This window comes from Streptomyces sp. NPDC017246, assembly GCF_044331325.1.
Classification (GTDB): domain Bacteria; phylum Actinomycetota; class Actinomycetes; order Streptomycetales; family Streptomycetaceae; genus Streptomyces.
The window spans coordinates 16,608-41,236 of the sequence record NZ_JBIRMW010000028.1; the positions used below are offsets into that span (position 1 = coordinate 16,608).

The following is a 24,629-nucleotide window of genomic DNA, read 5'->3' on the forward strand; positions in this document are numbered from 1 at the left end:
GTGTCAGCGGACAAGAGCGCGGCGGCTACCTTCCGACTCCTGTGGGAGACAAAGGAGAGCGCGCGGTCCTGCCTCAGCGTCGGCGGCATCGTCGAGGCCGCCGTCGCGCTGGCCGACGCCGAGGGCCTGGGTGCGGTGTCGATGCAACGGGTCGCCGGCGAACTCGGCTACACGGCGATGGCCCTGTACCGGCACGTCCCCGGGAAGGACCAGCTGGTCGCCCTGATGGCCGACCGGGCGCAGGGCATCCCCCCAGGCGGATTCGGGGATGGAGTGGCGCACCGAGATCCTGAACTGGGCCGATGCGGCTTGGGACTTCTACCTCGCCCACCCCTGGATGCTGCGCGTAGCGACCACCGGGGCCCCGACCGGCCCGAACGAGCTGGCCTGGTTCGAGGCCCTTCTGCGCCCTCTGGCCCAGTCCGGCCTCGCCACTGAGAACCTGGTCACCACGGCCATGTTCATCTCCAGCGCCGTCCGCGACCTGGCCCGGATCGCCACCGAGATCGTCCCGTCCGGCTCCGACTACGGGCACCTCCTCGCCCAGGTCATCCAGCCCGACCAGTTCCCCACCCTCGCGTCCCTGATGACCTCCGGCGCCATGGAAGACGACGACGGCGATGTCAGGCCCGCACTCGACTTCGGCCTCAATCTCATCCTCGATGGACTCAAGACTCACACCTCCTGACGCCGGCCTGTCACCGCCGGGCCTGCGCCCCCTGCCCCTGTCCGCGGGCAGGTGGGAGCGGCCATGCGACGGTGACCGTGCCGGTCCACCAGTCCCGTTGATCCGGTGCGTGCCAGAGGACGTCGAGCCGGCGGTGGATGCGCTCCCCCCGCTCCGAACCAGGGCTGCTTGCGCGATGTCCTGCTCGGGCGAGAACGGAGGACCGGCGAGCGTGCCGTCGGCGATGCCGGGCGGCCCGGTGACGTGGACGGCGTACCTCCATCCGTACGGTACTGGGGACTCCCTGCCCATGCGGCACGTCCGGCGCCACCGGGGACGGACGCGCCCCGACCGACCGGACAAACGGATGGTCGGGGGCGAGCGTGATTCGGCAGGATGCTCCTCATGACACTCCCCACCCCCGAACTGCACACCGCCCGGCTGCGACTGCGGCCGTTCACCGACGCCGATGCGGCGCCGCTCTACGCGCTGCACAGCAGCGCCCACGTGCTGCGTTACTGGGACTCCCCGCCGTGGACCGACCCGGCCCGCGCCCAGCGCTTCATCGCGATGTGCCGGACGATCGAAGGGGAAGGCACGGGAGCGCGTGTGGCCGTCGACCGCGTCTCCGACGGCTCGTTCGTCGGCTGGTGCGGGCTGACCAGCTGGAACCCGGAGTTTCGCAGCGCCTCTTTGGGCTACGTCTTCGACAGCGCCGCGTGGGGCCACGGGTATGCCACGGAGACGGCGCACGCCGTCCTGCGGTGGGCCTTCGACACCCTGGATCTGAACCGCGTCCAAGCAGAGACCGACACCCGAAACGTGGCGTCCGCCCGGGTCCTGGAGAAGCTGGGCTTCGTCCGTGAAGGCACCCTCCGCGAGGACTGCGTCGTCAACGGCGACGTCTCCGACTCCTGGGTCTTCGGTCTCCTCCGGCGCGAGTGGCCCCCGACCGCCGACCGCTAGGCCGTGTTTTAGGTCGGGGTTCCGGTCCACGCCTCGCGCCGTGATGATCATGGTGTGGGGCGTGGGGATCTTTCTGATGAGCAGTGGTCGGTGCTGGAGTCGTTGCTGCCTGCGGAAGGCGTGAGCCGCAGGTCCGGGAACAGGCGGCGGTTGATCAATGGAGTTCGGTGGCGGGTTCGGACGGGTGTTCCGTGGCGTGATCTGCCGCACGAGCACGGGCCTTGGCAGACCGTTTACGGGCTCTTTCGCCGCTGGCAGCGCGAGGGTGTGTGGGCCCGGATTCTCACCATGTTGCAGGCAAGGGCTGACGCGGCCGGGCTGATCACGTGGGAGGTGAACGTCGACTCCACGGTCTGCCGGGCCCATCAGCATGCCGCCGGTGCCCGCCGGGACGGTGCCGGGCAGAAGGAGCCCCCGGGAGGAGTCGGGACCGAGCCGGAGGACCACGGACTGGGCCGGTCGCGGGGCGGGTTCTCCACGAAGATCCATCTGGCGTGTGAGCAGGGGCAGAAGCCGTTGTCGTTGCTGGTCACGGCGGGTCAGCGGGGAGACAGTCCGCAGTTCGAGCCGGTCCTCGAAGCAATCAGGGTGCCCAAGGTCAGCGGTGGCCGTCCCAGGCGCAAGCCGCTGCGGGTACGTGGTGACAAGGCGTACTCCTCGCGCGCCAACCGCCTCTACCTGCGCAGACGCGGGATCCGCTGCACCATCGCCGAGCCGGCCGACCAGGTCCGCAACCGCAAGCGCCGTGGCCGCTCCGGTGGCCGGCCGCCGGCCTTCGACCGGGAGGACTACAAGGCCCGCCACGCCGTCGAGTGCGGGATCAGCCGCCTCAAGCAGCACCGGGCGGTCGCGACCCGGTATGACAAGCTCGCCGTCCGGTTCGAGGCGACCGTCCAAATAGCGGCGATCCACCAGTGGCTGTGACCAGCGGTCGCCCGCACGGCCATGCCATCCTGATCATGGCATTGGGCAGCACGCGCATGGGGAGAGTTCAGTGGCCGCCAGGTACTACTGCGCCGACAGCGAGAACGGCGACCACGTCGACGACCCGTCCGAGGACGCCCTGTTCATGCTGATCGGCGACCTCAACGACTCCGACAACACCTTCGTCGTCATCCAGCCCGACCAAGACGACCCCGCCTGGTTCGCCTCCGTCGCAGCCCTGGACGAGGGCGGATACGAGATCGTCCGCCGCGACACCACCCGCCGCGAACACGACGTGACCGTCGAAACCAGCACCGACCGCATCGCGGGCGACCTCACCAAGTGGCTGGCCACCCGCGCTTCCTAAAACACTGCCTAGGTGGTGCCTTGTGAGGTTGGTGCCATCAGGCAGGGTTCGTGGGGCTGGTGGGCAGGGCCTGCTGGTAGAGCGCCACCAGCACGCCGTGCAGAGGTTGGTCGTCCGGATTGTCTTCGGCTTCGTCGACGAGTCGGGTGAGGGTCTCGCCGAGTTCTCTCGCCTGCTCGGGGCTGAGATGCAGGTGGCGCAGTGTCAGGTGAGTGTTGGTGGGTGAACGGTCCAGTTCCTGGGCGACGGCGGTGAGCATCGCGGTGGTGCCTGCCGCTTGGGGTTGGGCGACGATCATGTGGCGGGCCGTGCGCTGGTAGTACTGCTCGGTGCCTCCGCGGACCCGGCGGGTCTCGGCGATGTGGATCAGCCCGGCTTCGCGCAGGACTTTGAGGTGGTGGGCGACGTTGCCCTTCTTCGCGTCGAGTTGCGCAGCGAGCTGGCTGGTGGTGGCGGGCCGGTGGCCCAGGGCGAAGAGCAGCCGCTGGCGCAAGGGGTGGGCGAGTGCCGCGAACTGCTCGGGCGCACCGATCTCCAGGACATCCTCGGGGGGCGGCAGGTAGGGAGGCTGGTAGGAGGACTGATCACGCATACCAAAAGTGTCTAAATTCTTTGACGCTTACGCAAGAGTGATGCTGTACTCCCTGCCGTGACAACTTCAACGAAGCTTCTCCCGACGTCGGTTATCGACGACACAGCACGGCTCGTGATCGAGCAGTACGTGTTCCCCGAGATAGCCGAGCAGGTCGCCGGCCTGCTGCAACGACGCCTCGCCGACGGCGCCTACGACGCCTGCAGCGCCGAGGAGCTCGCCGCTCTGGTCACCGCGGACCTGCAGTCCGTCAACGGCGACCGGCACCTGAGGCTGAAACACCACGCCGACCCGGTCTCCCCTCAGCAGGGAGCGGCCACCCTGGACGCGATGCGCAGGGACTTCGACACCTCGCTCGGCGGCGCGCCCCGGGTGCAACTGCTCGACGGTGGAATCGCCGTGGCCGAACTGGCACCCATGCTGTTTCCCCTCGACTGGGCCGCCGAGCCTCTGGCCGCGGCGCTCACCCTGGTCTCCCGCGCCAAGGCACTGATCGTGGACCTCCGCGGCAACCGCGGCGGCGACCCCGACACCGTCGCCTTCGTCTGCAGCTACCTTCTCGACCAGCGCACCCACCTCAACACCATGCACTGGCGCAGCCGCGACCTCAGCGAACAGTCCTGGAGCCTGCCGCACGTTCCCGGCGCACGTTTCGGCGGCAGCAAGCCGCTGTATGTGCTGTCCAGCGCCAGCACCTTCTCCGCCGCCGAAGAGCTCGCGTACAACCTCCAGCAGCTCGGGCGTGCCGTGGTCGTCGGCGAACGCACCCGCGGCGGCGCACACCCGTGCAAGGGCTGGACGGTGCATCCGCACCTGGAAGTCACCGTCCCCATGGGCCGGGCCATCAACCCCGTCTCCGGCACCAACTGGGAAGGCACCGGAGTAGAGCCGGACGTCTCATGCCCTGCCGCTGAAGCCCTGGACCAGGCACACGCGCTGGCCCTGGCCCAGCTGGCAGGCTGACCCGGACCACCGGTCCAGCTCGTCGACAGCACCCGCGCACAGCACCCTTTTCCCTGTCCTGCGTTACGTCTGTGCCGGCCACGACTTCGCGGCACCACGGCGCCCGGACACCAGGGCCTGGACAGTCGTAGTCGCTGTGCTGGCCGCCGGGCTGCGTGACGGGGCCGCGAAACCCTGCGGCTGCGACAGGACCCCACGTTTCGCCCGCGCGACCGGGTCGCACTGTGCGGCGTACGCGCGGCCGGTAACCCGGCCGTCGCCGGGCTGTTCGGGTACGCGTCGGCCGCCAACTGGGCATACGTCGACCTTCACATCACCGCACCCGCCTCGCGCGCCTTCACCCTCAACGCGAGCGTCCCCCGCGCTCGTCCGTCCCATCCCAGGGAAAGACCGGTGTGTCGGCCGGCCTGGCAGGGTCCTCCTGGGGCCGGAGGGGTCCGGTCGTGGTGACGACGATCAGGGTGTCCGCGCGCGACCAACGGCGCGCTCCAGTCTTGGGCGGGTTGAGGAACGGGGTCCCGGAGTCGCCGGGGCGGTAGCCGAGGGCGGTGGCGCCCTGCCGTCCGGCGGCCTCGACGAGCGTCGAGAAGGACGCCTCGGTCCCGGCGGGGACGTAGTCGGTGGCGGGTCGGAGACGGACCGCGTTGCCCGTCGGGGAGAAGAGCTCGTCGAAGGCCGCCGCGAGTTCGACGGTCTGCGAGACCTGGGCCATGAGCAGGCCGACGAGCCGTCCGCCGACCACGAGGTCCGTGTGCGGGCCGGCCGGGGCGAGGGGGCGATGCTGGGCGTCCGCCAGTTCGGCGATGGTGGGGCTCCGGCGGCCCGACGCGCGCTCGGCGGCGCGGAGCCGTAGAAGGGTGACAAGGGTGTGCTCGTCGGGGTCGGGGTGGCCGTCGGGGCCGCCGAGGACGAGGATGCGATGGGCCGGGTAGAGGGCGGGGTCGGGGTCGGGGAGAGCCTTCTCACGGACCGTCTCCCAGCCGTTGCGAGCGAGGCCGTCGACGATCTCCGGGCCGCGTCGGTTCCATCCGAGGACGAGAACACGGCGAGGGGCGGTGCGGATGTCGGCGGCGGTCTCGGCCTTCACGAACAAGGGCGCCGGGAGCGGTGTTTCCGGGGCTGCGGTCCAGGTCGGTGGAGTCTCGTCCTCGGCCAGGACGACGACGGCGTCGGCGGGGCCGAGGGCTGTCTGCGGCGGCGGGTTGAGGAGCGGCGAGCCGTCAGGGCGTACGAGGCCCACCACGCACGCGTCCGCACAGGCCGCCCGTAGCTCGGCGAAGGTCCGGCCGCCGAGCCCGGCTACACGGTGGACGTGCAGCTCGGCACCGGCGAAGTCGAGCAGGTCCTCCAGGACGCGCGACAGTCCGGGTTCGAGGACGCACTGGACGAGGGTCCGGGCCGCGATGCCGTCGACGTCGAGGACGACCGCGCCGGGCCCGGCGGCAAGCCGGGCGGTGGCGACGTGCCGGGTCTGCCGGACCGCCGCCACGACGCGTACGGGGCTCGCGTCGCCGACCACGGCCCTCAGCGCGAGCAGCGCCTTGACGACCTGGGTGTCGGCCTCGGGGGTGTCCGGCGGCAGCACTACGACCGCCCCGGCGGCGGCCGGGCTGACGCGGGCGAGAGCCGCCGGGTCGGAGGGGCGGCCCCGGCGACAGAGCAACCGGACGCGTCGGCCGCCGACGGCGGTGAGAACCGCCCGCAACTCCCGCTCCATGTCGAGCTTGTCACGGTCGGCTAGGACCACGACCGCGCTGTTCCGCCGCTGGGCATGGGCGGCGAGCAGCTCGGCGACGAGCGTCGGGGTCTGTTCGGACCAGCCGAGGACCAGAGAGTGCCCACGCTCCACGACCGTCGACTGTCCGCGCTGAAGCTCGGTCAGCCGGTCGGTGATCGCAGTGGTGACGAGGCCGACGAGAGTGGAGACGTAGAGCAGGGAGACGAGCGCCAGCAGGACGGAGAGGACCATCCGCAGCGGCGGGCCGACCTCGCCGCCGAGCCGGAGGGTCTGGCCGACGGTCCGCCAGACGGTCTCCACCTTGCCCTGGACTGTGTCGGGCGAGCGGCTGTCGGTCCAGACGAGGAGGGCGCTCGCCGGTGCCACCACGGCCAGGCAGACCAGCGCGAGCCAGCCGGCGACCGTGGTCATGCCCTTCACCACGGTCCGGTCCACCCAGTACTGCGTCCGGTCCCGCAGCGAGGGCGCGGGCCGGTGTCGGGGCGGGCCGGGGGTAGGCGGGTCCGGGACGGCTGCGGGACGGGACGGACGCTGGGGCGGGACCGTGTATTCGAGCTCCTTGCGCACGTCAGCAGGGTGACGGCGGCACCGGGGCGAAACGCCGTCGACGGGCGACGTTCATCCTTTCGGGCAGGCGGCCGGGAGTCAGGCGTTCGACTCTCAGGCGCCACCGCGCGCTCTTGCGTGCGCCCGGGCGCCCGGGTGGGGCCGTGGCTCCTCAGATGCGGAGGTACGCGGCTGCGCCGAAGTCGGGGCCTGGGACGGTGCCTGGCCCGTGAGGCGCCGCGGTCCGTTAGGCGGCGGGGCCCGGCGGGCGGCGGCGATGGAACCAGTCGCCGCGCGGGCGCCAAGTGGGTGCCCTGTGATCGGTTCGCTGATCGCCGGGGCGGCTGCTGTCGGGGCCGCGCGCGCCGTTGTCGGGGCACCGTCGTAGGGGGCCCACGGCCGGAGGTCGTGGCGGAAGAGCGGACGGCAGACTCAGGCCTGGGACGGTAACCACGACTCCGGCCACCCGCCCGGTCGGAATGGCGCCACATCTCTACGTCTCTGGCCACCAGAGACTCGAAGGCACCGAAATCGAATAGCCGACAGCCTCCCGCCCTTTCATCCTGGCCCCATGGGAGACAGAGCCAACGTCATCATGGTCCGCGAGAACGGCACACACGAGCTGTACCGGACCGGCTGGGCGGTCGGAATCGACCTCGACCTGCAGGAAGAGCCCACGTCGGTTCTCGCCACGCTGCCCGGCCTCCGTCAGGACGGTGGCCCGGCTGGGAGGTGCGTTGGCTGTACGAGGGCCAGGCCGAACTGCGCGAATACGACGGGTTGGACGGTGGAGTTCTGGCGGGACCACTGGGAACGGCACGTCAGAGCGAGCGACCTCTTCTCCCCAGCGCCGTTCGACGCCGGAGAGAGAGCCAGAAACGCAGTGCTCGCCGAAGCCGCCGATCGCCAGGCCATCCGGGTCCCGGTCCCCAGCCGCGCCCGGAGCACCCGCCTACGGACCGCACCGGCTCGGTCTCAGGCGGGATGACCGCAGCCGGCCTCATCAAGGGCTGACCGCCATCACCCTTGCGATCAGGGCAACTGCTGTTCGGTCCAGATGATCTTCCCGGTCTCGGTGTACCGCGTTCCCCAGCGCTGGGCGATCTGCCCGACCAGGAACAGACCCCGCCCGCCCTCGTCCGTGTCCGCGGCGAGTCGCACTCGCGGCGAGGTGCTGCTGGTGTCGGCGACCTGGCAGATCAGCGTCGTCCGCGCGTAGACCAGGCGTACGCCGATCGGGCTGCTGCCATGGCGGATGGCATTGGTGACCAGTTCACTCAGGATCAGCTCCGTGCCGAGGACCAGATCCTCCAGACCCCAGCGGCGCAGCTGGGCCGTGGCGGCGGCCCGGCTGGCGGCCACCTCCGAAGGGTCGGGCGGGACGTTCCACTCGGCGATCCTGTCGCCGGGCAACGCGTGGGTACGCGCGACCAGCAGGGCGATGTCGTCGGCCGAGTCCGATGGAAGCATCCCCCTGAACACGGCCTGGCAGGTCTCCTCCGGAGTGCGCCCGGGGTGGGACAGGGTCGCGCGCAGTCGCTCCAGGCCCACGTCGATGTCGTGGGTCCGTGACTCCACCAGCCCGTCGGTGTAGAAGACCAGCTGACTGCCTTCGGGGACGTCGAACTCGACCGTGGTGAAAGGCAGTCCGCGCAGCCCCAAAGGCGGTCCGACCGGCGTTTCGGGGATGTCTGTGGTGCCGTCGGGGCTCACGAGCATGGCCGGCAGGTGCCCTGCGCGGGCAAGCTGACAGCGGCAGGTGACCGGGTCGTAGATCGCGTAGAGGCAGGTGGCGCCGACGACGGCGTCCTCGCGGCCGCCGGCCGTCTGCTCGTCGTCGATGCGGGCAACGACCTCGTCGAGATGGGTGAGGAGTTCGTCGGGCGGTAGATCGAGCATGGCGAGGTTGTTCACGGCGGTGCGCAGTCGTCCCATGGTGGCGGCGGCGTGCAGGCCGTGTCCGACGACGTCTCCGACCACGAGTGCGACCCGGGCGCCGGACAGCGGGATCACGTCGAACCAGTCTCCGCCCACCCCCGCATGTGCAGGAAGGTACCGGTGGGCGGCCTCGACGGCGTCCTGCGCCGGCAGCCCGCGCGGCAGCAGGCTCTGCTGGAGAGTCACCGCGAGCGGATGACCGCCGCTGATGGCGGCCGCGAGCTGCTCTTGGCTGGTGTACCGGGATTCGAACTCGCCTCCGTTGCAGCCCAGCCGGAGCACGGTGATGCGATCAGCGACAGCTTGAACGTCGTCGAGGTTGTGGCTGACCATGATCACCGCGTGACCCTCGTCCCGCAGACGACGGATCAGGTCGAGCATCCGCAAGGTCTGATCCACCGTGAGCGTGGCGGTCGGCTCGTCGAGGACGACCAGCTGGGGCCGACCCAGCAGCGCCCGTGCGATGGCGACCGTTTGACGCTGGCCCAGGGTGAGGGCTCTGACGGGGGTTCGGATATGCGGAAGGCTGATGGCGAGCCGTTCGAACAGTGCAATGGACCGCTTCTCTATTTCGATCTGCCGCAGGACACCGAACCTGCGCAGTTCGCGGCCGAGGTAGAGATTGGCCACCACGTCCAGGCGGTCGACCAGCGACGGGTCCTGGAAGACGGTGGCGATGCCGAGCCGTTGGGCATCGACGGGCCGGCGTAGCTCGACGCGGACGCCCTGCCACTCGATGGTCCCCCCATCCGGTGGGACCACTCCGGAAACAGCTTTGACCAGGGTGCTCTTGCCGGCCCCACTGTCACCCACCAGACCGAGCACCTGCCCCCGGTCCACCTGGAGGTCGACCGAGTCGAGAGCGACGACACCGCCGAAGTGCTTGGTGATCCCGCGCAGGGACAGGAGCGGCCCCCTGGGCACTCGCCCACCTCCACCCTCTCCGCAGCCATCGGACGGCACCCGGTCCGCCGCCCGACCGGGCGAGCCTTCCGGGGAGCCTGCAGCAAGGGTTGACCACCCCGGCGCCTGCCCGGTGAACGGTGGTGACGGGACACGCGAGAACGCCCCGTTCGGCGGCATGTTCCTTCCGGCTCCGTCCTGGAGCGGCTCTGGACGAGGCACAGGCGGGACAGAGTACGGAGGATCCCGTCGGCCTCACTGCGGGCGTCGGCGTGCAGGCGCATCACGTCGATGGCTTCGTCGCCCCGGGCGCACCGAGCCAGGAGCAGGGCGAGCTCGAAGGCCGGAGTGGGCCAGGTGCTCACGGGTGGTGATCGAGGGGATTCACGAGGTGAGAAATTAGGTGAATCCTTCACTGAATTCACGTCAATAACCGTCGACGTTTATTTCAATTAGATAACAGGATCGCCGGAAAGGCCTGGACCAATACTCTGCCACACAGCCAACTATACTTAATTCAAAGGCAATTGAGTGTTCATCAGATACGGAAGCGTAGGTAACGGAATGGATTCTTGGAATGCTCTCCCCTTTGTCCGAATTCTTCACCGGGAGGTTCTGACAGGCTTCCGCGCACCCAGTCTTCTGACCAAAGAGTTGAGGTGTGCATGCCTAGACATAGGAAGCCGAAGGAGAGTCAGGCACGCGGGGCAAGGCCTCGCAGACCCTTCATAGGCGTGACTGCCGCGATGGCCATCGCGGCAGTCATAGCCGGGGGGATCGCCTACGGGGCGGGACGCGCGGACTCGGGCAGGACTCCGCTCGCCCGCATCGAGACCCCCGTCACCGACATCGCCGTCCCCGCCGCCGCGCCGGCCAGGAGCGTGGAGCCCGAGCCCATCCAGAAGAAGCCGACCAACGAGCCGGCCAGGGGCATGGTGTACGACGGGCTCAAAGTGGCCCCTGAGGGAGACCGCTGCGCGGGCGTCTACGCCACGGCCACCGGTCTGTGCACCCACGGCCCCGACGCGCCGCCCAAGGGCGTCGACATCAAGAAGGACACGCCACCCGCGGTCAAGTCCGTGACACCCGCGGCCGATCCCTCGAAGCCGGCCGCGCCGCAGCCCGCGCCCCGTAAGAGCCAAGGGTCCTCGCAGGACACGCCCGCCGTCGACGCCGAGGCCCCGCGTACCCCCGCCGCCGCCGCGTCGCCCAGCCCCTCCACCGCCACCGCTCCGGGCGCGACCGGGACCACCACGGCCGCCGCGGGGCCCGCCGGGCAGACCGTCCAGTGCGACAGCGACGGCAGTACCGGCAATCGGATCCAGGTCGTGTACGTCCACGGCCCCGGACGCGACCGGTACTCCGAGTACCTCGCCTCCTTCCGTAAGTGGGCCGCCGACGCCGACCTCATCTACTCGGCCAGCGCCGAGGAGACCGGCGGCGTCCGCCACATCCGGTACGTGACGGCCGCGGACTGCACGCCCACCGTCCTCAACATCGAGCTCCCCGACTCCGCGCTGGCCGAGTTCAGCGCCACCAACCGCGCGCTGGCCGCCAAGGGCCTCGACCGACGCGACCGCAAGTACATGATCTTCGCCGAAGTGCAGGTGTACTGCGGCATCGGCACCTTCGCCGGGGACGAGCGGCCGGGCCAGTCCAACCAGAGCAACTTCGGCCCCTCGTACGGGCGTACCGACAGCGGCTGCTGGGGCGGGCACACCGCGGCCCATGAACTCGGCCACAACCTGGGCGCGGTCAACAACAGCGCGCCCAACACCAGCCGGGGTGCGCACTGCACGGACGAGTGGGACGTGATGTGCTACTCGGACACCCCGTACTACCCGCAGATGCGTAACGTCTGCACCAACCGGGCCTCCGAGAACATCCTCGACTGCAACCACGACGACTACTTCCACACCAGCCCGCGGCCCGGCAGCTATCTCGCCACGCACTGGAACATCGCCGACAACCAGTTCCTCATGCGGACCAAGGGCGGCGGTACCGGACCGGACCCGACACCGAACCCCACACCCAGCCCGACATCCACGCCCACGCCCACGCCCACACCGACGCCGACCGGGCCGCGGCCGGGCGCCGGGCCGGACGTGACGGTCGGCCAGATCCAGGCGGACTCCGTCGTGGTCAGCTGGCCGCGGGTCAGCGGAGCGTCCTGGTACCAGGTACTCCTCGACGGCAGGCACCTGACCTGGGTCCAGGGCACCGCGCTGCGGATCTACAACCTGCGGCCGGGCACCCCGCACACCGCCGCCGTCTCCGTCCGCGACAGCCAGGGCCGTGACAGCGGACCGGGCCGGGCGACGAGCTTCCGTACCGCCGGGGCGGGCGGCACCACCACCCCCGGCACCCGTTATCTGCTCTCCAACGGCAGTACGGGGCTCAGCGCCCAGCTGTGGGGCGGCCGGAGCGCCGACGGCACTGTCCTGGTCGGTGCTCAGAGCAACGGGTACGAGCAGCAGCAGTGGTACTTCGACGACGCGGGCAGTGGTCTCGTACGCGTCCGGTCGGCGGCCTCCGCCAAGTGCCTGCAGCCCGGCGCCACGCCTGCCCCCGGCATGTGGGTGGCCCAGCAGCCCTGTGCCGCCGGCTCCTCCGCCCAACAGTGGCGGATGACGGTCGTGAACGGCGCGGTCACGCTCACCGACCGGAGCGGTACCTACGCCCTGACCGTCAGCAGCCGCCCGTACTACGGGGCCTGGCTGCTCGACCTCCAGCGCGCGGACGGACGGACGGCGCAGATCTGGACGGCCCGCCGGGCCGGCTGAGCCGGCCCGCAGGTCGCCACCGCGTCGCACGCCGGGCGGGCCGCCGATCGGCGGCCCGCCCTCGCGAGCCCCATGCCTCGCAGGCCCCCGCGCCTCACGAGCCCCGCGCGTCGCGAGCCCCCGCGCCTTGCGGGCGCCACGCCTCGTCAGCCCCAGCCCCGCAAGCCCCCGTCTTCACTCCAGCATCGGACCGGAGCACCGCCATGCACACCGCCACCCGACCCGCACTCCTCCTCACCGCAGCGCTCGGCCTCGGCCTCGCCCTGCCGCATCCCGCCGCCGCACACGGTGACACCCTGGACGTGGTCATCACCGGTCACCGAGACGGCCATGTCCTGACCAAGGTGACCTGGGAGAACGACGGCGACGCCGTCGACGAGCAGGTCGCCGCACTGGTCAGCGCCGTCAGCGCGGACGGCCGCCGAACGGCAGGCCCTTGGAAACTCGTTCGCGGCACCCGACCGACCGACTGGACCACCGCCGAGGCCCTGCCGACCGGCATCTGGAAGGTCACGGTCGAAGCCGGACAGCCCGCGCTGGGGCACGCCGAGCGGCAGTTGACGGTAGCGGCGGTCCCCTCGTCTCCCAGTGCCTCGTCGGTTCCGGGCGGAACCGCCGCCACGCCGCCCCACACACCTCCAGGGGAGCGGAAGACATCGCCGGCTCCGGAGGCTTCCCGTTCCCCGTCGACGTCTGGCTCCGCGGCCGAGGCTGAGGACGAGCAGGCCTGGGGTCCCTGGCTGACCACGGTCGGGCTCGCAGTCGCCTCACTCGCCGGAGCCGCCGGTGGGATCTGGATACGCCGCAGGCGGGGCGGGCGGCGCTGACGGCGGCCGGGTCGCCGCGCCCCGCTCGAACCTGTCCGACTGGAGCGCCTCGGTCCCCCGTGTACGACGTCAGGGGGACCGAACATTACGGCCGGGAAGCTCGACAATGAACCTGCCGCCGGGCGCTCCGGGCTGGGGCGGGATGCCGGCGCGCACGCGCGACGGCCGCCCCTCTGCTGTCAGCCCGTGCAGTCGACGGCCTTCTGCGCGGCGGGGAAGTACGAGGTCATGAATCGGACCATGGCTTCCTTGCGCTCGGCGACGTCATCCTTCTTCGGATAGAAGCGCTCGGCGGTGCGGTGCCACGAAGACGTGCTCCTGCCCCTTGACGGCACGCTTCCGCGCGGTGCCGACGACCGTGTCGGTGCTCCGTGCCTCGTCTCCGATGCACACCTCCGCGCCCTGCGGCATCTGCCAGTCCCACGTCGCAGGGTAGTTCTCGGACGGGGCTCCCAGGCGACCCTCGAGGGCGAGAACGCGCTCGCCGTCACCGTCCTTGCTGTTCAGCGGCGTGTCGTCGAAGGTCTGCCGGTCGCCGAGGACGTACTTGGCGTTGTCGTCGGGCTGTGTGGCGTTGAAGAACTCGGTCGCCGCGTTCGGACTGGCGGCCCTCGGGGGTGAGGTCGTCCCCCTTCTTCTTCAGCAGGTTCGCGATCCGCTCGGCGTCCTTCATCGCCTCGGCGGCACGGTCCCGGTTGTAGTAGGCGGCGTCGGAGACGCCGTACGGGGTCTGGCTGACCAGCATGGTCAAGGCTTGCCCGGCGGTGCTGTCGCTCTCGGTCGCCGCTCCAGGATCTTCTGGACCTGGTCGCGCACGGCGTTCACATCGGCCTGGGTGTGCTCCGGCACGTCATGCCCCTTGGCCGCCCGGTCGCGGTGGATGCTCATGGTGACGGTGAACCCGCCGCCACCGGTCCCGACCACCGTCAGGTTCCGGGACAGCGCCTGTTCCAGGGCCGTGTCCAACTGCTGCTTCTAGCCGACGAGTTCACCATGCGTGTCCGTGAGGATGTTGGCGATGCTGGTGGCCTGAGTGGCCGCGTCGCCGACGGCCGCGAGGTCTGCCTGCTCGACCCTCAAGCTGCCGCCCTGCTGCGATCCCCCGCCGCCTCCGCCGCCTCCGTCGAGCTGGTTCAGACGCATCGCCGTCTGTTGCTCGTGCGTCACCGTCTTGATGCCGGCCCACTCGTCGTCGAATGACATCTCGACACCCCCGTGTCTGATCGAAAGGGCTACCCCGACATGTCAGGCCGCCCACGCGGTCCAGGGCGGGCCCACCTCAAGGTCAGGACGGCCTCGACCTTCCCTGAGCGGCGGACGGCCGCTCCCGGGACCAGCCTTGTCGATCATGATCGGAAGAATCCATACGTGCTGACACCACATCTTTCGGCCCGGAGGACGGGTGGCCGGCGGCAACCGGATCCCGTTGCGGTGTGAGCCGCACAGCTTGTACGGCCACGGTGCGTACCAGCAGGTGCGGGTCCGGCCGCTTCCGCGCGCTGCTACGGTCGGGCCCTATGAGCTGGCTTCCCGATGACTTCGTCCATCCCGTCCTGGTACCGCTGCCTGGCGGTGGTCATCACCTGCGGCCGATCCGGGAGACGGACACCGCCCTCGACTATCCGGCTGTGATGGCTTCGCGCGAGCGGCTGTGGACCCTCTTCGGCCCAGCCTGGGGCTGGCCCGCGGCCACCATGACCTACGAGGCCGACCAGGCCGACCTGTTGCGGCACGAGAAGGAGATCGCCGCACACCAGTCTTTCAACTACGCGCTGTTCGACGCTGCGGAGACAGCACTGCTCGGCTGCGTCTACATCGACCCACCGGAGAGGGCCGGCGCGGACGGCGAGATCTCCTGGTGGGTGGTGGACGAACTCGTGGACAGCAAGGTCGAGCAGGCCCTCGACGAGCTGGTGCCGCAGTGGATCGCCGCCGATTGGCCGTTCGAGCAGCCGCGCTTCCTCGGCCGAGAGATCTCCTGGCCGGACTGGCTCGCCCTGCCGGAACACCCCGACGCGTAAGTAGCCTTCGTACTGCCATCAGGCGATGCTGGACGCGATCGGCTCTCTCGTGAACACAACGGCATCAAGTGGCTGGCGAGAACAGGTGGCCGCCGCTCACCATCGCCTGGCGGCCCCTACGGGGTGAGTCGGCGGTGGGCGGCGCGCGCGTTGGTGAGGCGGGCAACGACGGTGCCCGCGGTCGCTGCGGCGAGGAGGCAGGCGAGGCGCGCGACGTCGTAGGGAGTTTCCCAAGTGAGTTCACCGATAGGCGCGGTGGCGAAGCCGTTGAGGGTGAGCCAGCAGAGCAATGCGGTTCCCGGAGCGGCTGTGAGACGGGCTCCGGTGCTCACAGCGGCCACGATGACGCAGATGGCCAGCAGGTCGACGGTGGGATCGCCGTGGCCGTCGAGAAGGTTGAACGCGGTGACCAGGGCGAAGGCCGTGACGGCCGTCACCGCCCACACGGAGGGGGTGGCCGCAGGGCTGGGCACCGGACGCATGCCGGAGCTGATCGGCTTCCATTCGAGCATGAGTCGCCCCCTTCACCTGCCCCGCCGTTGGGGCCCTGGGAAATCATGCACCACCACGGGGAGGCGCCCGAAACCCCCCTGGTCGTGAAACCGGTGCGGGTTCGCGGTCCCGGTGTGCGGCCGGGCGGTCTCCGCGCCGTGCTCGCGGAGACTTCGCGGACCGTCCGCCCTGTCGCAGGGTCGGCAGCGGGCGTGAAGCCGGCGGTCTGGGTGGCCCGGTGCCGTTCAGAGGGGCGCAAATCCGGTGCGGGAGCGCTCCCATTCTGGGATCGTCGGACGAATGACGACAGCACCGTTCATCCGCCGCTACCGGCCCTCGGACCGCGCCGAACTCGCGGACATCTGTGTCAAGACGGCCCACGAGGGCGGTGACTCCTCCGCCCTCTACCCCGATCCCGAGCTGATGCCCGTGATCTTCGCCTACCCGTACGTGGAGCTCGAGCCCGACTTCGCGTTCGTTCTGGACGACGGCTGCGGGCAGGCCGTCGGCTATGTCCTCGGGGTGCCGGACACCGCGGGCTTCGTCGCCCGGTTCCGTGAGGAGTGGCTGCCTCGGGTGGCGGAGCGTTTCCGGGCGCCCGTCGGCGCGGCCGCCACAGCCGCCGAGTCGATGGCTGTCCTGCTCCATACGCCGGAGCGCATGGTCCTCGACGAGCTGGCCGGACATCCCGCGCACCTGCACATCGACCTCCTGCCCTCCTGGCAGGGGCGGGGGTACGGGCGCGCGCTCATGGCCACTCTGCTCGCGGCGCTGCACGTGCACGGTGTGCCCGGCGTGCACCTGTGCATGGTGCGGTCGAACACACCGGCCCGGGCGTTCTACGACCGGCTGGGGTTCGCGCAGCTGGATGTGCCCGACCCCGGACCCGTCTGGTACCTGGGCCGCCCGACGGCCCAGGACGCGCGGTCCAGGCCCCCGGCGGCCGTGGAGCTGGACGCCGGGGGCCCGGGCGGTCCTCAATCGAGCCGCAGGGCGAGCCAGTCGAGTTCGGCGTAGCCATTGCCCTTGGCGAGCCGGACCCGGTTGACGCCCTCGCGCAGGGTCACCCGGAGGGTCGCCGTGCGGGCGGCCGCGTCCTGGCGCTCCGTGTCCAGCCAGGCCCCGTGGAGGGCAACGCGATCCGGCCGGCGGCGGCACCGTCGACCGTCATGACGTGGTCGGCCGGGTCGGGGGTGCCGTTGGCGTAGCCCGCGTCCAGGAGGTACGAGCCGCTCCGCGGGGCCTCGACGGCGAACTCGACCGAGCCGTCCGCCCGGTCGATGCCGCCGACGTAGTCGGGGAACTCGTTCCACCGGTAGTGCCGGAGGCCAACGTCGGTGACGGCGGCGAGCTCGGGCTCGTAGCGGTGGGTGTCGGGCCGGACGTCGACGTAGTCCAGCTCGGCGTGTCCCGCGCCCTTCCCCAGGGTGACGGTGTTCGCCCCGGCGGCCAACGCGATCCGCTTCGTCGTGGTGCGCATCGTGGTGTTCGCCCAGCCGCCGGTGGGCGGGTAGACCACCTCCCCCTGGTGCCCGGTGCCGACCCGGACGGTGTGCCGGGACTCGGCGCCGGTGCCGTTGGCGTACCGCACGGTCATGACATGGATGCCTGGTCGGGTACGGGGACGGGGCACCGGTCGGCTGGACGGTGATCCGGTAGCCGTCGAGCCGCTCCATCCGCCGGACCGGCACGGTGATGTGGCCGTCCGCGTCGAGCGCCAGGACCTTGTACACGTTGTAGGTCCCGGCCTGCGGATCGCCCGCGCGCTCGGCCCTGCGGTCGGTGGCCAGCGGGTCCGTGGTCCAGTCGGCGTAGTCGATCCCGGTGTTCCCCGGAGATCGTCCGAAGGACTCCGGATCCGGCCGGGACGCGGGATCCGGCCCCGTCACGCGGGGCGGCCGCCCGCACAGGTGCCTGCCGTACCCGGCACCACAGGAGGTGAGCCAGAGCCGACACGCGCCTACGGGGACAGTTAGGTGTCGGCCGCCCCTCGGACACGCCACCCGATGGACCCGTCGCGTCGATTCACTGTCCGCCCGGACATCTCCTGTGCGATCCACACTCCTGGCCCGACTCCGCTGATCGCCGTCATTCGGTTCAGCTCGCTTCAGCCGCATCCGATCCCCTGACCTTCAGCGAAGTCCTAGTGGAGCGAGAAGAAGGTACGGAGATGTACAGGAACACTTCCACACCTCATCAGGAGTCCGTCTGGGACTATCCACGTCCTCCGCGGCTGGAAGCCGAAAGCCGTCGATTGTCCGTACAGGTGGGATTCGTCGTCGTAGCTGAGACCACCGACGGCCTGCGCCTCCTGGAAACGAGCCATCCCCCGGTCTTCTACTTCCCCCGGAGCGACGTGGCCATGGAGTTCATACGCTCCAACCCTCGCAAGACCATGTGTGAATGGAAGGGCGCGGCAACGTACTGGGACATCGTCATCGGTTCCTCCATACTGCCCAGCGCAGCATGGAGCTACGAGAACCCTTCAGACCCCTACCAGGCCATGCGCGGCCACCTGGCCTTCTACCCGGGTAGAGCACTGTGCATGGTGGACGAGGAAACCGTCCGGGCCCAGGAGGGCGACTTCTACGGCGGTTGGATCACGAACGAGATAAAAGGCCCGTTCAAAGGCTCGACGGGCAGCTCGGGCTGGTGAATCGCGGACCACCCGGCCCCTGATCCGTGACACCTTCGATTCCCGAGCCGGACGAGGATGGCCACAACACTGGAGAGCATGGAGCGCGGCCGGCCAGGACGGTGATGAATCTGCGTTCAGGTCGTGCCCGGAAGGGCTGAGGCGAGCATGCCCGTCAGCCAGTCCTCGTAGGTGTCGGCGTCCCAGCCGCGACCGGCGGTGAGCTGGGTGAACAGGTGGGGCCCGGTCAAGGCCCACCAGGAATCCGCCAGGCGTGCCGCTCCGCGGGCAGGATGCCCACATGGGTGAGGTGGACGACGAAGGCGGTCACGCCGGTCATCCGCTCCTCCTCGCTGAGGGCGAGGACCTGACCGACGTCGGGACCGGCCTGGGCGAGAAGGTCGAACAGGGCGGCAAGGCGTTCGTGGACGCCCCGGACGAACGCGGCGTACAGGCGCAGCTTGGCGCGCGCGTCGAGGGTTGCCAGGACGGCCTGGAGCTGGGGCCGCTCGGCCATGGCAAGGGGTTCGTCGTCCCCGGCCAGGGTGACGTCCCACAGCGCCTTGACCAGCCCGGGTTTGCCGCCGAACGCCTTGTAGACGGTCTCGGGCGAGACGCCGGCGAGCTCGGCTGGTCTGCCGCGGCTTCACACACGACAGCCCCACCGCCCTGACCTCCCTCGACCGGCTGGACGAACTGACCGGCGCCATCCTGCTCCTGCCCGGCCACGGCCGACCCGTCACCGGCGACCTTCGCACCGCGACACACCAGGCCCGACAGACCGGCGCGCGCTGACCACACTGCCTCGAAACGCCCTCCCGGCAACGGTGCGCCCCGGCACCGTCGACAACGGCGTCGTCAAGGGGGCCCTCGCTGCCTTCCCTGCCGGGTGCGTCATCAGACCACGGGTCTTGGCGATCCGCCCGTACTCCACGAATGCCTCGCCCAGCGGAGTCGGGCGGCCCTCGCGGCCGAACAATCCTTCAGCCCCGCGCGCCCTCCACGCTGCGCCTCGCGGCGTGCCGCGTGTGTCGCACGTTTGCTCGTGAAGCGCGGTGGAAGAGTTGAATCGGACGACCGGTCGGCCGCGTCGCGGCCCGGGCGGTCGCACCACCTCGACGCCACGACTCGAACGGGAGTCATCCGTTGCGCTTGTACGCCCAGACACCCGCACGCCGGAACCGCCAGGTGCTCGTCGACCTGATCGCCGTGGCCCTGATCGCCGCCGCGGTCTGGACCGCCCTCGTCGTCCGCGAGACGATCATGCTGCTGGCCGAACCTGGACGGAAGGTGGAGAGTTCCGGTGACCGCCTCGCCGAGGAGCTCGGCAACGCGGGAGACGCGGCGTCGGACATTCCGCTCATCGGCGGCGTCCTCAAGAAGCCGCTCGAGTCCGCGGCCGATGCAAGTTCCGGGTTCGCCGACGCGGGAGTGTCGCTCCAGGAGACCGTCAGCCAGATCGCCAACGTGGTGACGACGGCCCTCATCGTCATTCCGGTGTTCGTCGTCCTCCTGCTGTGGCTCCCACCGCGCCTGCTCTGGATCCGGCGCAGCAGCACCCTGCGCCGCCTCGCCGAGGCTCCCGGAGGCGCCGACCTGCTCGCTCTCCGCGCCCTCACCGGTCCTCCGCGCGCACTCGCCAAGCTGCCGATCCCGCCGGGCGGATGGGCCGACGCCTGGCGTCAGGGGGACCGGCAGGCCATCACCGAACTCAGCGCGGTCGCCCTCAAACACATCGGGCTACGCCCTTGAGCGCTCATGCCCGCCGAACCCCGACGCACCCACACGCACATGCGCCGGCTCCGGTTCGGTGACCGCCGCTCCGCCGCGAGCCGGCCCCATCTCGCCCGGGCCGCGAATCTCCGCCGCCTGTTCCACAACCGCCGCCTCCACGCTCGGGTGGTGTCCGGTCAAGCGGGACTGGCGTGGTGGAGAGAGCGCAGGGTCTTCCCCAGGGCCCTGGGGCCTCACCATAGTCCGGTCCGCGCCGCCCACGCGGCACGCGCCGACACTCCGGGCTGCGCACCTGGCGGTGGGAGGACCGCTGCGGCGATGGCCGGCCGTCCGGGGTCGTGACTGCGTAGCGGAGTGAAGAAAACGGGGCGAACCAACCGACCACGAGCGGCACTTCGAGCCAGAACAGGTTGACCAGGACGGCGGCCATCAGGGCACCGCGCACTGAAGTCCCGACCATGCGTGCCAGGCTCCGGAGCTCCGTATCCCGGCGGCGAGGAGCAGAGCGCATGTGGTGAGGCCTGCGATCTCCACCGCCGACTCGGAACGGGTCTTGCCCGGGCCCATGAACCGTTCCACGCGGCCGGCGAACCCGAGCGGGGTCTCGGGTATGTCCTGGACGACCTCGACGAGCGCCAGAGCCGTGCGCCCGCCTCACCTTCCTGGGGCTCCGGGGGCGTCGGCGTCACCTTCATACGGGCGAGTGCCCAGATGTCAGCGGCTCTGACGACACCCGCGGTCACCGTCACCGTCACCGGGAGCTCGTGGTCCACGTCGACACGGATCACCCCCAGCCCCTGTCCGTCCGAGACCAGATCGCCGAACCACGCCACCCGCGGTCCGCTCTGTTCCCGCGTGTGCCCGAGGGCGGCGTCGGCGAGGGCGAGGTCGTCCGGGTGCCCTTGCAGATGTGCGGCGAGTGCGGAGGCGCTCGCGTCGAGGCGGGACCGGAACTCCGCCTCGTCGCGGACCGCACCCCAGGAGCCGAGCGCGCCGAGCAACCGGCCCAGCACGGGCCTGCACGTGGGAACCGGCAGCTCACGGCCGCCGCCCCACCGTACCCCCACAGGGCCGATCGGGTGACGGTCCGAGGCCGTAAAGCGCAGGACTTCGGACGCCTCCGGACGTTCCCTCCTATCGTGGAACAGCACACGTTGGCGGTCGGCGTCGGGACGGCAGGGGAATGAACGAACAGCAGGTCGACTACGGCGCCGTGTTCCAGGCACTGCCCGGCATGGTCGCGCTGCTCACGCCCGAATTGGTGTACGTCGACGTCAACGAGGACTTCGCACGCCTCGCCGGGCGCTCCCGCGAGGAGCTGGTCGGCCGCTACATCTTCGACGCCTTCCCCGAGAACCCCCACGACCCGGCGGCCGCCGGCATGCGGGAGACCGAGGCGTCGATGCTGCGGGTGGTCGCCACCGGCGAGCGCGACACCATGGCCCTGCTCCGCTACGACATCGAGGACGCCCAGCGGCCGGGCCACTGGCAGGAGCATTTCTGGAGCCCGGTCAACGCGCCCGTGATGGGCCCCGACGAGCAGGTGGTGCTCATCGTGCACCGGGTGGAGGAGATCACTCCGCTCATCCGGGCGCGTGGCGGTCTGGGAGGCACCACTCGGGCGGCCCGACTCGAGGCGGAGCTCTACACACGCTCGCGCGAACTGCAGGAGGTCAACGAGCGCCTCCGCAAGGCGCACGCCAGGGAGCGCAAAGTGGCCCTGGCCCTCCAAGGCGCGATGCTGCCCTCCCCCGGCCCCGTCGGACACCACAGGGCAGCCGTGCGCTACCGTCCCGCGGTCGGCGGCCTCAACGTGTGCGGCGACTGGTACGACCTGGTCAAACTCCCCGGGGACCGCATGGCGGTGGCCGTGGGAGACGTGGTGGGCCACGGCCTCACCGCCGCCTGCGTCATGGGGCAACTGCGCAGCGCGCTGAGCGCGGCGACGCTGGTCGCCGAGGGCCCGGCCCAGGCACTCGAGGTCCTCGGGCTCTACGCCCGCTCCGTCGAGGGCGCCGAGTCGTCCACCGTGGCGACGACCTTCATCGACTGGAGCACCCATACCCTCACTTACAGCAGTGCCGGCCATCCTCCGCCCGCGCTGCTGACGCCCGACGGCGACGTGACCTTCCTCGACCAGGCGACCGACCCGCCGCTCGGCGCCCGGCCCGAACACGTCTCGCGGCCCCAGGCGTCCACTTCCTTCAGCGAGGGCGCGACGCTGGTGCTGTACACCGACGGCCTGATCGAGCGCCGCACGGAGGACATCGACGTCGGCCTCGCCCGGCTCGCCGACTCCCTGCGGCGGCGCAGGCGCGACAAGCCCGAGGTCATGGCCGACGCCCTCCTCGCGGACCTCCTGAACACCGAAGGCAATTCCGACGACACGGCGCTCGTCGTCATCCGCTTGTGAACCGGGGCCACGGCCGGATCAGCCGCCGGCCCGGTCACCGTCATGACACATCCCGTGGGCGACCGAGGCCCGGCCTGCGGGGTCGCACTTCACGCACCAGCGGGTGACGAGGCTGCCGTGGCAATGGGCGACGACCGGCTCTCAGACGCTACGCACCGGCTCAAGGAACTCGAGTCGGTTGCCGAGCTTGTCGAAGGCGTAGAAGCGATCGTGCCCGGGGAAGGTGTCGTCCCAGGTGACAGCGACCCCGTTGCCTTCCAACCGCTCGGCGAGCGCGCGGAGCGAGGTCACCAGGATGCCCGGGTGTGCCTTCTCGCTCGGGCGGAAGTCCACTTCCACCCCCAGATGGACCTCCAGCCCCCCGCCCGGAACCAACATCCACCGCGAGCCGCGAGCACCGGAGGTTTCTCGATCTCCGTCATCCCGAGCACGCCTCCCCAGAAGTCCCGGCAGAGCGCTTCGGAGCCCGGAGGAATGGCAAGCTGCACGTGATGAAGGCCGCCCAAGGCGTATGCGGGTGTCTCCTGACAATAAGGGCGGAGCGATCCTGGCAAGGGCATGGAGCCGACGGGGAGACCGTCGAGCCCAGGCATGGCGTTGAGCCCAGACAAGCCGTTCAGCGGCCTGCGGCGACCTGGATCCGGGTCAGCCGGACGGCGAAGTACGCGGCCGCGCCTGCCGCGAGGACGTTCAGCATGTCACCCACCATCCCCACGGTCACAGCGTCCAGCATCTCCGCGAGACCCTCGGCCCGCCGGTAGCTCAATCCGGAGTACCAGCGGAGCAGCAACGAACCGGCGAAGGAGCCCCACCAGAGATTCACCGGCCAGAAGGAGGGTGCGGCGCCCACCCCACGAGCTTCCCCACGCAGGCAGGCGGCCCACATCTCGACGGCGATCCGGTAGGGCATCCACAGGCATGCCACCGGCACGAACCAGGCCCCGATCGCCCAGCCCGGACCCAGCCGGAAGCCGTCCGGCGCCAGTGCTCCGACGGCCCGTCGCATGCGATGGAACCAGGCGACGAAGACGGCCGCGCACGCCAGCAGAGCCGGGGCGCCGAAGCGGTCCACCATCGTGAACAGGGCGTCGGCACGGTCCAGTTCGGCCTGCTGGGCGAAGAGGAAGTCCCCGTCCCCTTGCACGGCGGAGTGGGTCCGAAAGCCCGCGTACAAGGCGAGCAGGTCGCAGACGGCGACGGCGAACAGCAGCACACACACCGCGAACAGGACTGCGGGCCGGGGACCACGCACCCGCGCGGGCAGGTCCGGGCGCGGGCGCAGAGTACCGAGACGGGAAGAAGACATGATGGTGCGGCCCCCACAGGCATGGAATCGACGTCGGCCCACAACAGAAGTGCGCGCAGAGGGAAGTTACGTCAGGGAGCGACGCCCCGTCCACGACGAATCTCCGTGCCGGGGGGAGGAGGAGCTGCGGCGCCCAGCCGGACCGCGGCTGACGAGCCCACCCACCTGGCGTGGCGCACCACAGGTGGCAGCCGATGCCGACGAGGGCCATACCGACTAGCCCGTCGCACCCCGTCAGCCTCGTCGGCCCCGAGCCACGCCGACTGTCAGTGCCCGGTCGTAGCTTCGTGAGTACGAGGACGGGAACGACCCGGCCCGAATGAATGGGAGCAGGCCATGGGAGAGATCTCCCTCAGCGCACGGCACATCGACCACCTCCTGCCCGACCCCTCCAGCTCGTACGGCGTCCCGTACCATCGGGTCTACACCACGCTCGCCCGCTCGCACCGCGGCCGACCGATCCCCGAGATCGTGCCGCTGCTCCGCGCGGCCACCGCCGCCACGCTTCTCGGTTTCACCGACGCCGACCTCGCCGAACAGGCACAGGCCATCAGCAGCGGCACACCGTACGAGCTCCGCGTCCGCGTCACCAATTCCTGACACCGAATACCCGTGCGCTGCCCTCCCTGTGCATGGCGGATCCTCGCTGTCCAAGGCGGCCGCGCCCTACGAACCGATCACACGCCTTACCGCTGCCGCCCGCGATCAGTACCAACGCCCTAGCTTGACTCTGTCGGGGATCTTGGAATTCCTCGGTGCCAGCATGATCAACGGGCATGCTCGGGTAGTTCCGCCGACCGATACAGCTGTCGAG

23 protein-coding genes and 4 pseudogenes are annotated in these 24,629 nt (G+C 70.4%); 14 read left to right on the forward strand and 13 right to left on the reverse strand.

Annotated elements, in window-relative coordinates:
• The 5 genes and pseudogenes from ACH4MY_RS37200 to ACH4MY_RS37220 form a co-directional block, all read left to right on the forward strand.
• Window positions 1–210: pseudogene (locus tag ACH4MY_RS37200) on the forward strand (TetR/AcrR family transcriptional regulator); the annotation flags it as partial.
• Between the two features lie 58 nt (window positions 211–268).
• Window positions 269–688: a TetR/AcrR family transcriptional regulator C-terminal domain-containing protein gene (locus tag ACH4MY_RS37205; RefSeq protein WP_398009150.1), complete on the forward strand. Its 420-nt coding sequence runs from the start codon at window positions 269–271 to the stop codon at window positions 686–688.
• A 384-nt stretch (window positions 689–1,072) separates the two neighbouring features.
• Complete coding sequence (locus tag ACH4MY_RS37210) at window positions 1,073–1,633, forward strand: GNAT family N-acetyltransferase (protein ID WP_398009152.1); 561 nt, start codon at window positions 1,073–1,075, stop codon at window positions 1,631–1,633.
• A gap of 54 nt (window positions 1,634–1,687) precedes the next feature.
• Window positions 1,688–2,557, forward strand: coding sequence for an IS5 family transposase (locus ACH4MY_RS37215; protein WP_398009153.1), 870 nt, complete (start codon window positions 1,688–1,690; stop codon window positions 2,555–2,557).
• Between the two features lie 70 nt (window positions 2,558–2,627).
• Complete coding sequence (locus ACH4MY_RS37220; protein WP_398009155.1) at window positions 2,628–2,924, forward strand: hypothetical protein; 297 nt, start codon at window positions 2,628–2,630, stop codon at window positions 2,922–2,924.
• A gap of 37 nt (window positions 2,925–2,961) precedes the next feature.
• Here ACH4MY_RS37220 and ACH4MY_RS37225 read toward each other — a convergent pair whose 3' ends face one another.
• Entirely contained in the window at window positions 2,962–3,516 is a 555-nt protein-coding gene (locus tag ACH4MY_RS37225; protein ID WP_398009157.1) for an ArsR/SmtB family transcription factor, read from the reverse strand.
• Window positions 3,517–3,573: 57 nt separating this feature from the next.
• Here ACH4MY_RS37225 and ACH4MY_RS37230 point away from each other — a divergent pair, with 57 nt between their 5' ends.
• Window positions 3,574–4,479 (forward strand): S41 family peptidase, encoded by a 906-nt coding sequence (locus tag ACH4MY_RS37230; protein WP_398009158.1) that lies wholly within the window; start codon window positions 3,574–3,576, stop codon window positions 4,477–4,479.
• 343 nt (window positions 4,480–4,822) lie between these two features.
• On the opposite strand, the gene ACH4MY_RS37235 is transcribed toward ACH4MY_RS37230, so the two are convergent.
• The 3 genes and pseudogenes from ACH4MY_RS37235 to ACH4MY_RS37245 all read right to left on the reverse strand — a co-directional run.
• A complete protein-coding gene (locus ACH4MY_RS37235; RefSeq protein WP_398009160.1) occupies window positions 4,823–6,784 on the reverse strand; it encodes an NAD-binding lipoprotein in 1,962 nt (653 codons plus the stop codon).
• 1,011 nt (window positions 6,785–7,795) lie between these two features.
• Window positions 7,796–8,899 (reverse strand): annotated as a pseudogene (locus ACH4MY_RS37240) (SpoIIE family protein phosphatase); the annotation flags it as partial.
• Between the two features lie 222 nt (window positions 8,900–9,121).
• A pseudogene (locus tag ACH4MY_RS37245) lies at window positions 9,122–9,784 on the reverse strand (ATP-binding cassette domain-containing protein); the annotation flags it as partial.
• Window positions 9,785–10,338: 554 nt separating this feature from the next.
• Between ACH4MY_RS37245 and ACH4MY_RS37250 the strand changes: the two are divergent.
• Together ACH4MY_RS37250 and ACH4MY_RS37255 are read left to right on the forward strand one after the other, a co-directional pair.
• Window positions 10,339–12,387: an RICIN domain-containing protein gene (locus ACH4MY_RS37250; protein WP_398009162.1), complete on the forward strand. Its 2,049-nt coding sequence runs from the start codon at window positions 10,339–10,341 to the stop codon at window positions 12,385–12,387.
• Window positions 12,388–12,590: 203 nt separating this feature from the next.
• Window positions 12,591–13,214: a hypothetical protein gene (locus ACH4MY_RS37255; protein WP_398009164.1), complete on the forward strand. Its 624-nt coding sequence runs from the start codon at window positions 12,591–12,593 to the stop codon at window positions 13,212–13,214.
• 179 nt (window positions 13,215–13,393) lie between these two features.
• Here the strand turns inward: ACH4MY_RS37255 and ACH4MY_RS37260 are convergent, their stop codons facing one another.
• The 4 genes from ACH4MY_RS37260 to ACH4MY_RS37275 form a co-directional block, all read right to left on the reverse strand.
• Entirely contained in the window at window positions 13,394–13,549 is a 156-nt protein-coding gene (locus ACH4MY_RS37260; RefSeq protein ID WP_398009166.1) for a hypothetical protein, read from the reverse strand.
• 152 nt (window positions 13,550–13,701) lie between these two features.
• Entirely contained in the window at window positions 13,702–13,959 is a 258-nt protein-coding gene (locus tag ACH4MY_RS37265) for a hypothetical protein (RefSeq protein WP_398009167.1), read from the reverse strand.
• 2 nt (window positions 13,960–13,961) lie between these two features.
• Window positions 13,962–14,180, reverse strand: a complete 219-nt coding sequence (locus tag ACH4MY_RS37270) for a hypothetical protein (RefSeq protein WP_398009168.1) — start codon at window positions 14,178–14,180, stop codon at window positions 13,962–13,964.
• A 9-nt stretch (window positions 14,181–14,189) separates the two neighbouring features.
• Window positions 14,190–14,417: a hypothetical protein gene (locus tag ACH4MY_RS37275; protein WP_398009170.1), complete on the reverse strand. Its 228-nt coding sequence runs from the start codon at window positions 14,415–14,417 to the stop codon at window positions 14,190–14,192.
• A 314-nt stretch (window positions 14,418–14,731) separates the two neighbouring features.
• On the opposite strand from ACH4MY_RS37275, the gene ACH4MY_RS37280 reads away from it, so the two are divergent.
• Window positions 14,732–15,235 (forward strand): N-acetyltransferase, encoded by a 504-nt coding sequence (locus ACH4MY_RS37280; protein WP_398009172.1) that lies wholly within the window; start codon window positions 14,732–14,734, stop codon window positions 15,233–15,235.
• Between the two features lie 116 nt (window positions 15,236–15,351).
• On the opposite strand, the gene ACH4MY_RS37285 is transcribed toward ACH4MY_RS37280, so the two are convergent.
• Entirely contained in the window at window positions 15,352–15,747 is a 396-nt protein-coding gene (locus ACH4MY_RS37285; RefSeq protein WP_398009174.1) for a DUF4118 domain-containing protein, read from the reverse strand.
• 280 nt (window positions 15,748–16,027) lie between these two features.
• Between ACH4MY_RS37285 and ACH4MY_RS37290 the strand changes: the two genes are divergently transcribed.
• Window positions 16,028–16,744: a GNAT family N-acetyltransferase gene (locus ACH4MY_RS37290; protein ID WP_398009175.1), complete on the forward strand. Its 717-nt coding sequence runs from the start codon at window positions 16,028–16,030 to the stop codon at window positions 16,742–16,744.
• A 46-nt stretch (window positions 16,745–16,790) separates the two neighbouring features.
• On the opposite strand, the gene ACH4MY_RS37295 is transcribed toward ACH4MY_RS37290, so the two are convergent.
• Window positions 16,791–17,324: a hypothetical protein gene (locus tag ACH4MY_RS37295; protein WP_398009177.1), complete on the reverse strand. Its 534-nt coding sequence runs from the start codon at window positions 17,322–17,324 to the stop codon at window positions 16,791–16,793.
• A gap of 669 nt (window positions 17,325–17,993) precedes the next feature.
• On the opposite strand from ACH4MY_RS37295, the gene ACH4MY_RS37300 reads away from it, so the two are divergent.
• A complete protein-coding gene (locus tag ACH4MY_RS37300; RefSeq protein ID WP_398009179.1) occupies window positions 17,994–18,383 on the forward strand; it encodes a DUF427 domain-containing protein in 390 nt (129 codons plus the stop codon).
• Window positions 18,384–18,609: 226 nt separating this feature from the next.
• Here ACH4MY_RS37300 and ACH4MY_RS37305 read toward each other — a convergent pair whose 3' ends face one another.
• On the reverse strand, window positions 18,610–18,879 hold the full coding sequence (locus ACH4MY_RS37305) for a hypothetical protein (protein ID WP_398009181.1): 270 nt from the start codon (window positions 18,877–18,879) through the stop codon (window positions 18,610–18,612).
• Window positions 18,880–19,508: 629 nt separating this feature from the next.
• On the opposite strand from ACH4MY_RS37305, the gene ACH4MY_RS37310 reads away from it, so the two are divergent.
• Entirely contained in the window at window positions 19,509–20,114 is a 606-nt protein-coding gene (locus ACH4MY_RS37310) for a hypothetical protein (RefSeq protein ID WP_398009182.1), read from the forward strand.
• Between the two features lie 1,165 nt (window positions 20,115–21,279).
• Window positions 21,280–22,509, forward strand: coding sequence for a PP2C family protein-serine/threonine phosphatase (locus ACH4MY_RS37315; RefSeq protein ID WP_398009184.1), 1,230 nt, complete (start codon window positions 21,280–21,282; stop codon window positions 22,507–22,509).
• A 141-nt stretch (window positions 22,510–22,650) separates the two neighbouring features.
• On the opposite strand, the pseudogene ACH4MY_RS37320 reads toward ACH4MY_RS37315, so the two are convergent.
• Together ACH4MY_RS37320 and ACH4MY_RS37325 are read right to left on the reverse strand one after the other, a co-directional pair.
• Window positions 22,651–23,069: pseudogene (locus ACH4MY_RS37320) on the reverse strand (glyoxalase).
• Between the two features lie 56 nt (window positions 23,070–23,125).
• Window positions 23,126–23,815 (reverse strand): DUF4328 domain-containing protein, encoded by a 690-nt coding sequence (locus ACH4MY_RS37325; RefSeq protein ID WP_398009186.1) that lies wholly within the window; start codon window positions 23,813–23,815, stop codon window positions 23,126–23,128.
• 336 nt (window positions 23,816–24,151) lie between these two features.
• On the opposite strand from ACH4MY_RS37325, the gene ACH4MY_RS37330 reads away from it, so the two are divergent.
• On the forward strand, window positions 24,152–24,415 hold the full coding sequence (locus ACH4MY_RS37330; protein ID WP_398009188.1) for a hypothetical protein: 264 nt from the start codon (window positions 24,152–24,154) through the stop codon (window positions 24,413–24,415).
• Window positions 24,416–24,629 lie beyond the last annotated feature (214 nt).

Bases quoted from the DNA above. Each gene is read 5' to 3' on its own strand.
- ACH4MY_RS37205 (WP_398009150.1), top strand. From the start codon at position 269: ATGGAGTGGCGCACCGAGATCCTGAACTGGGCCGATGCGGCTTGGGAC.
- ACH4MY_RS37210 (WP_398009152.1), top strand. From the start codon at position 1,073: ATGACACTCCCCACCCCCGAACTGCACACCGCCCGGCTGCGACTGCGG.
- ACH4MY_RS37225 (WP_398009157.1), bottom strand. From the start codon at position 3,516: ATGCGTGATCAGTCCTCCTACCAGCCTCCCTACCTGCCGCCCCCCGAG.
- ACH4MY_RS37255 (WP_398009164.1), top strand. From the start codon at position 12,591: ATGCACACCGCCACCCGACCCGCACTCCTCCTCACCGCAGCGCTCGGC.
- ACH4MY_RS37265 (WP_398009167.1), bottom strand. From the start codon at position 13,959: ATGCTGGTCAGCCAGACCCCGTACGGCGTCTCCGACGCCGCCTACTAC.
- ACH4MY_RS37275 (WP_398009170.1), bottom strand. From the start codon at position 14,417: ATGTCATTCGACGACGAGTGGGCCGGCATCAAGACGGTGACGCACGAG.
- ACH4MY_RS37280 (WP_398009172.1), top strand. From the start codon at position 14,732: ATGAGCTGGCTTCCCGATGACTTCGTCCATCCCGTCCTGGTACCGCTG.
- ACH4MY_RS37285 (WP_398009174.1), bottom strand. From the start codon at position 15,747: ATGCTCGAATGGAAGCCGATCAGCTCCGGCATGCGTCCGGTGCCCAGC.
- ACH4MY_RS37290 (WP_398009175.1), top strand. From the start codon at position 16,028: ATGACGACAGCACCGTTCATCCGCCGCTACCGGCCCTCGGACCGCGCC.
- ACH4MY_RS37295 (WP_398009177.1), bottom strand. From the start codon at position 17,324: ATGACCGTGCGGTACGCCAACGGCACCGGCGCCGAGTCCCGGCACACC.
- ACH4MY_RS37305 (WP_398009181.1), bottom strand. From the start codon at position 18,879: ATGGCCGAGCGGCCCCAGCTCCAGGCCGTCCTGGCAACCCTCGACGCG.
- ACH4MY_RS37315 (WP_398009184.1), top strand. From the start codon at position 21,280: ATGAACGAACAGCAGGTCGACTACGGCGCCGTGTTCCAGGCACTGCCC.
- ACH4MY_RS37325 (WP_398009186.1), bottom strand. From the start codon at position 23,815: ATGTCTTCTTCCCGTCTCGGTACTCTGCGCCCGCGCCCGGACCTGCCC.
- ACH4MY_RS37330 (WP_398009188.1), top strand. From the start codon at position 24,152: ATGGGAGAGATCTCCCTCAGCGCACGGCACATCGACCACCTCCTGCCC.